This is a genomic window from Ferruginibacter sp., from assembly GCF_014377975.1.
Lineage (GTDB): Bacteria > Bacteroidota > Bacteroidia > Chitinophagales > Chitinophagaceae > Ferruginibacter.
The window spans coordinates 1-6,137 of record NZ_JACMOO010000296.1 but is presented as its reverse complement, the minus strand read 5'-3'; the positions used below and the strand labels follow the sequence as shown (position 1 = coordinate 6,137).

4 protein-coding genes and 1 pseudogene are annotated in these 6,137 nt (G+C 38.3%); 4 read left to right on the top strand and 1 reads right to left on the bottom strand.

Annotation, left to right across the window (positions count from 1 at the left end; genetic code table 11):
- Window positions 1-13 precede the first annotated feature (13 nt).
- Together H7254_RS15170 and H7254_RS15165 are read left to right on the top strand one after the other, a co-directional pair.
- Window positions 14-1,501, top strand: coding sequence for a NuoM family protein (locus H7254_RS15170; protein WP_301933764.1), 1,488 nt, complete (start codon window positions 14-16; stop codon window positions 1,499-1,501).
- Window positions 1,502-1,602: 101 nt separating this feature from the next.
- Window positions 1,603-2,982 carry an NADH-quinone oxidoreductase subunit N gene (locus H7254_RS15165; protein ID WP_301933763.1) on the top strand — a complete coding sequence of 460 codons (1,380 nt, stop codon included), beginning with the start codon at window positions 1,603-1,605 and terminating at the stop codon, window positions 2,980-2,982.
- A 771-nt stretch (window positions 2,983-3,753) separates the two neighbouring features.
- Here H7254_RS15165 and H7254_RS15160 read toward each other — a convergent pair.
- Window positions 3,754-5,424, bottom strand: coding sequence for an amidase (locus tag H7254_RS15160; protein WP_301933762.1), 1,671 nt, complete (start codon window positions 5,422-5,424; stop codon window positions 3,754-3,756).
- Between the two features lie 64 nt (window positions 5,425-5,488).
- Between H7254_RS15160 and H7254_RS15155 the strand changes: the two genes are divergently transcribed.
- Together H7254_RS15155 and H7254_RS15150 are read left to right on the top strand one after the other, a co-directional pair.
- Window positions 5,489-5,617: a hypothetical protein gene (locus H7254_RS15155; RefSeq protein ID WP_301933761.1), complete on the top strand. Its 129-nt coding sequence runs from the start codon at window positions 5,489-5,491 to the stop codon at window positions 5,615-5,617.
- Window positions 5,618-5,862: 245 nt separating this feature from the next.
- Window positions 5,863-6,137: pseudogene (locus H7254_RS15150) on the top strand (hypothetical protein); the annotation flags it as partial.

Below are 6,137 nucleotides of genomic sequence, written 5' to 3'. Positions count from 1 at the left end.
TACAAATCAATAAATGAATCTAACACTACTAATATTATTACCGCTGCTAACCGCAATCGTGATCTTGCTGATGCGGAATGCCGTGCAGGTAAAGTGGGCGGCACTCATTGGTTCAACTGCACAGTTTGTTTTGGCTTTTGTGTTGCTGGTTGCTTTTAGCAATGAAAGGGCTGCAGGTAGCGAAGTTCAAATGTTATTTGAATTGCAATACGACTGGTTTCCTGCGTGGCATATTACATTCCATTTAGGTGTGGATGGTATTTCAGTAGCCATGATTTTATTAACAGCTTTTGTGGTTATGGCAGGTGTGCTGGTTTCATGGAATGTAACAAAGATGACAAAGGAATTTTATTTCCTGCTAATTCTGCTAAGTTTGGGCGCTTATGGATTTTTTATTTCACTTGATCTGTTTGTACTTTTCTTCTTTCTTGAAATTGCGGTGATACCAAAATATTTATTGATTGGTATTTGGGGAAGCGGCAAAAAAGAATATGCCGCCAACAAACTGGCATTGATGTTAATGGGCGGCTCTGCGTTGGTGTTAGTAGGATTGTTGGGCGTGTATTTTGGCAGTCACGAAAAAACATTTGACTTGCTAACCCTGGCCAATGCTCACATTCCTGTAGAGGTTCAAAAAATTTGTTTTCCGCTTTTGTTTGTTGGTTTTGGTGTGTTTACGGCATTATTTCCATTTCATACCTGGGTGCCGGATGGACACTCATCAGCACCAACTGCAGGCTCCATGTTTCTGGCCGGTATCTCCATGAAACTTGGTGGCTACGGATGTTTGCGGGTAGCTACATACATAATGCCTGACGGAGCAAAAGAATATGCCAACATTATTATTGTGCTGTCTACCATCGCTATACTGTATGGAGCGTTCGCTACTATGATGCAGAAGGATCTGAAATATATCAATGCTTATTCTTCTGTTAGTCATTGTGGTTTTGTGTTGCTGGGTATTGGCATGTTAACAAAAACAGCCCTCACGGGTGCAGTAATGCAGATGGTTTCGCATGGGTTAATGACGGCTCTTTTCTTTGCTGTTATTGGAATGATCTACGAACGTACCCATACAAGACAGGTGAACGAAATGGGAGGCCTTTTGAAAGTGATGCCTTTTATCACAACCGTATTATTTATAGTAGGATTGTGTTCATTGGGATTGCCGGGCCTGAGTGGGTTTGTTGCAGAGATGACAATTTTTATGGGCTCGTGGCAGCATCCCGATCCATTTCATCGCATAGCAACCATTGCAGCCTGCATGTCAATTGTAGTAACGGCAGTGTATATTTTACGTGCCATCGGGCAAACAGCCATGGGGCCATTAAAGGAGGGCTTTGGCAATTTAAGCGACGCAAAGTGGAATGAAAAATTAGCTGCCATTATTTTAATTGCAGGGATCTTAGCCATTGGTATAGCTCCCTTTTGGTTAAATGATCTGATCAGTCCGGCAACCGAAATTATAATGCATAAACTCACAGGTGGCGTACATCCGTAATGAGTAGTGTGGCTATTGATTATTTTATACAACCTCCAAATTCCCCTTTAGGGGATAGGGGGTACATTTAAAACTGTATGTTGAACAACTTTTTTATATTAATGAAATTTGAATTGGCGATGGCTTTCATCATCTTTCTGCTGTTATTTATTAAGGTGGGTACAGAGATGAAAAATGAAAAGCTATTATCCATTATTCAATTTTTATTGCTCGCAAATTTTATACTTGGATTTTTCTTTAATGAAGCAGGTACTTTATTTGGCGGTCTTTTTATAACCAATGGTTTGATGGTTTTTCAAAAAAGTATTTTAAGCTTGGGAGTGTTTCTTATCTCCTTATTATTTTCTGATTGGTTAAAGAAGCATGAACACATGCCGGAATTTTTTATGTTAATGTTAGCTGCTTTGCTCGGTATGTTTTTTATGATCTCCAGTGGTAGCTTTCTGATGTTCTTTTTGTCATTGGAACTTTCAACATTACCAGTTGCAGCCATGGTAAATTTCGATCTGGAAAAAAAGATCTCTTCAGAAGCATCTATGAAAATGATCTTGTCATCTGCTTTTTCATCAGGTATTTTATTGTTTGGTATCTCCTTAATTTATGGAGCAACGGGCACCATTAATTTTGCAGAGATACCTGCCCAGTTGGATGGAAGCCCTTTGCAAATTCTGGCCTTTGTATTTTTATTTACTGCCTTTGCATTTAAATTATCCATCGTTCCTTTTCATTTGTGGACGGCCGATGTATATGAAGGAGCACCTGTTGCGGTTACATCTTTCCTCTCGGTAATATCTAAAGGTTCCATTGCATTTATTTTGCTCACCACTTTGTATAAAGTGTTTGCACCCATGCAGGAAATCTGGTACAATATGGTAATGCTGTTATCTATCATAACCATGATTGTTGGTAACCTGTTTGCATTAAGGCAACAAAACATAAAACGTTTTCTTGCCTTTTCGTCCATTGCGCAAGTTGGTTTTATTTTAGTAGGTCTTAGCAGTAATTCAATACAAGGCACGGCTTCTGTTGTTTATTTTGTGTTGATCTATGTGTTCTCTAACCTGGCTGCATTTGGTGTTGCAGGAGCCATCTCTCAGCAAACAGGTAAAGAACGAATAGATGATTTTAAAGGGCTTTATCAACACAATCCTTTTATAAGCTGGGTACTGGCGCTGGCATTGTTTTCATTGGCAGGTATTCCGCCAACAGCCGGTTTTTTTGGAAAATTATTTTTAATAACTGCTGGTGCATCTAAAGGCAATTATCTTTTTATAATAATAGCGGCATTAAACCTCATCGTTTCTTTGTATTATTATTTGCGGGTAATAAGGGCAGTATTCATGGATACAAATGAACAACCCATTGAAAAAATTATTTTAAATCCTTCGGCCAAACTGGGCATGATCATTTGCGGAGCAGGTATTGTGCTTGTTGGATTATTAAGCTGGATATACGACTTCATTAACGCATTGTTAATGTAATAAAAATAGAATTAGGTGTATCATTGTAAAAGAACTTACCATAAAGTATTTAACGGCATAAAAGGCCAGCTTAACCAAATAAGAAAAGGCAATAGCTTAAAATTGAGCGTAAACTTTAAGACGTTGGCTTAGCAACTACTTAACTTACAATAGGGGGAGAAAAACGGTAGACAGCATTTTAATTGTTGGTGGATACTTGTCAAACTTCAACTAATAAACGATGTTAATAAAAAACATGCGACCTCATTTATCGCTCACTGAATTTGTTAGAAAATATCAAATCATTCGATGGCAATATGATGCTTATTCTATTCCTCCAGATAAATTTCTTGCTCCACGGCCAGAACATAGCCTGACTTTTTATATCAGAGATATACAGTCTTACAGTTTTTTAAATTCTAACAAAAAAAAGGGAATCTTACCCTAAAAGTATTGTTAGTGGAATACATACAGACACTTTAATTAGAGATTGTGGAAATGACTTTTGGGCTTTAAAAATTATTTTTCAACCCTGTGCATTATATCGAATTACAGGAATAAGCTTTTAGCAATCGATATCGTTGTACTCATAATTACAATGGAGCAGCATATCATCAATTATTTTATGCTTATTTTTTTAATAATATACTTCATAGTTTTATTTAAATAGTTGGCTGATTGCTATTGCTGTAAATTTTCATGATACAATTGTAGATCATTCTAATTGCTTCATTTAATTATTGCCTGCTTCTTAATATTTATGATGCTACTATATGCCAGGTATACATTTAACTACTTCATAAACATAACCGGATGCTTTTGTTCAAAGTGAGTTAACTGCTGAAATAACTTTGCAAATGCGGTAATAGTGGCTTCGCTATACAATTTACCACCAATAAAAGTAATGCTTGGCGGCGCACCATTGGTAACGGGCAAGCCTGCAGGCAAGGTAATACAAGGGTTGCCGGTAAGGCAGGTAAGTGCCATTGGTTCATCGGCCATACTCGGTACAATTATAATATCGTAGGCACTTAATATTGGGAAAGCTTCCTGCATAACGAGGTAGCGCAAACGACAAACATTCAGGTATTCTACCGCAGGTATAAACCGGGCGCTTCTAAATTGATTGGGATAACGGCTTTGCCATTGCTGCACCATTTCACTGTCTTTGCCAGATCTTGTAAGTCCATCAAAAGCAGCAGCAGATTCTGCAGCCCAAATGGTAGTTAACAATTCATTGGTATGCAGGTTTGATGGAAAATCAATTGCAGTCATTTGCACTCCCGCAGCTTTTAATATTTTGATAACATTTTTTTCTGCACTGTTTTCCGGAAGGCTATCAATATAATTTTTGGCATAAGCCACTTTTAATTTTGATACATCGGTATTGCCCGTATAATTAAAAGGCATTGTACGGGAGGCACGGTCATATTCATCACTGCCATGCATATACGCAAATACCATAGCTGCATCTTCAGCACTTCTGCAAATAGGGCCAATCCTGTCTGATGTCCATGCAAGTGTCATTCCGCCTGTACGGGCAACACTGCCAAAAGTAGGCCTGAGCCCGGTTGCACCACACACCGCAGATGGGGCTACAATGGAACCATAAGTTTCTGTTCCAATGGCGAATGGCACCAAGCCTGCTGCCGTTGCAGAAGCCGAGCCGGCAGAAGATCCGTTGGAACCTTCTTGCAGGTTCCATGGGTTTTTAGTTTGTCCGCCAAACCAAATATCATCCATTGCCAGTTCGCCCATAGATAGTTTTGCAATTAATACCGCACCCGCTTTTTCTAATTGCTGGTAAACAAAAGCATCTTCTTCTATTGCCTGGTCTTTAAATGGTGGCGACCCATAAGTTGTTTTGGTGCCTTTTACGGTAAACAAATCTTTTAAGCCGTAGGGTATGCCTTGCAGCGGACTTTTAATGACTCCTTTTGCAAAAGCTTCATCAGCAAGCTTTGCCTGCCGCATGGCTATTTTTTCTGTAAAGCTGATAACACAATGCAGCCTGTCTCCATATTTTTTAAGGCGATTTATAAAAAAATGACTGAGTTGAACCGCAGTTATTTTATGATGCCGCAATAAAGAAGAAAGCTGTGCAATAGAATAAAATGCCAATTGGTTGGTATCAGCAGGCATGGTTATATTTTGGGGGATACTCCAGGTAATGGTTTGTTGGCTGCCACTAAATTTCATGTTCGGTACAATGGGATCAAACCATTGTGGCAGCGGAACACTATTTGCCAAATTAAAACTGTGCAGGTACTGATACAATTGCTGATCAACTTTTAATTGGTTCATCATTGAGTCCCTCTTGGCTTCAGAAAATTGCAGTCCATACATTTTTTCTGCCCCGGCAATTTCTTTTGTAGTTATTTCCTGGGTAAAGGCAGTAAAAGTTATTGCCATCATAAAACAACAACAAATACAATTTTTAAAAGTCGTTTGAATTTTTTGCATAGCTCCTAATTACACTAATTAATGACATTTGTTTACTCTAATCAATTAAAAAAAATTTTTGTAAATGTATATGTTTATCGACGGTATTACTTTTTATACCGCAGACAAGGATGTAAGCACAAACAATATTACTGGGGCCAGTTATACCCACAACCAAAACCAACTGGAAAGCGGCACTTATTTTATCGCTTAAAGTGGGTGGATAAAGATTTTAAATTTACTTATAGCACCGTTGTAATGGTGAAAATTTACTGTGCTGCGTCTGGCTTAAATGAGAGTAGTAAATTTATAACAACAGCCACAAATTGATTATGTGCCGATAAAATAAAAAGTACTTGTGGGTTTGCATGTATATTTAGGATTAAATTGGACTAGTTACTCGAACACAGCATTGGTATAACACAGCATTGGTATAACACTTAATTTTAAAATAAAATTATGGCGATCAATAAAAATCATGAATTTGAAGAACTGGACGGTATAAAATGTGGCATTGTAGAAAAAAATGTATCACTGGAAAGAGTTGAGTTTTTAAAAAAATTACTGGAGTATAACAGGTTCACTGTTGTGGTGGTTCCCTCACCTCCACCAAAGACAGCACCTGCACCCGTTGTAAAATTGGCAGAAGGTGCAGAACCACCACCACCGCCACCTCCACTTCCTCCAGCCCCCGAAACATTTACAGTAGGTGTCACAGATTATACTTTCAATCC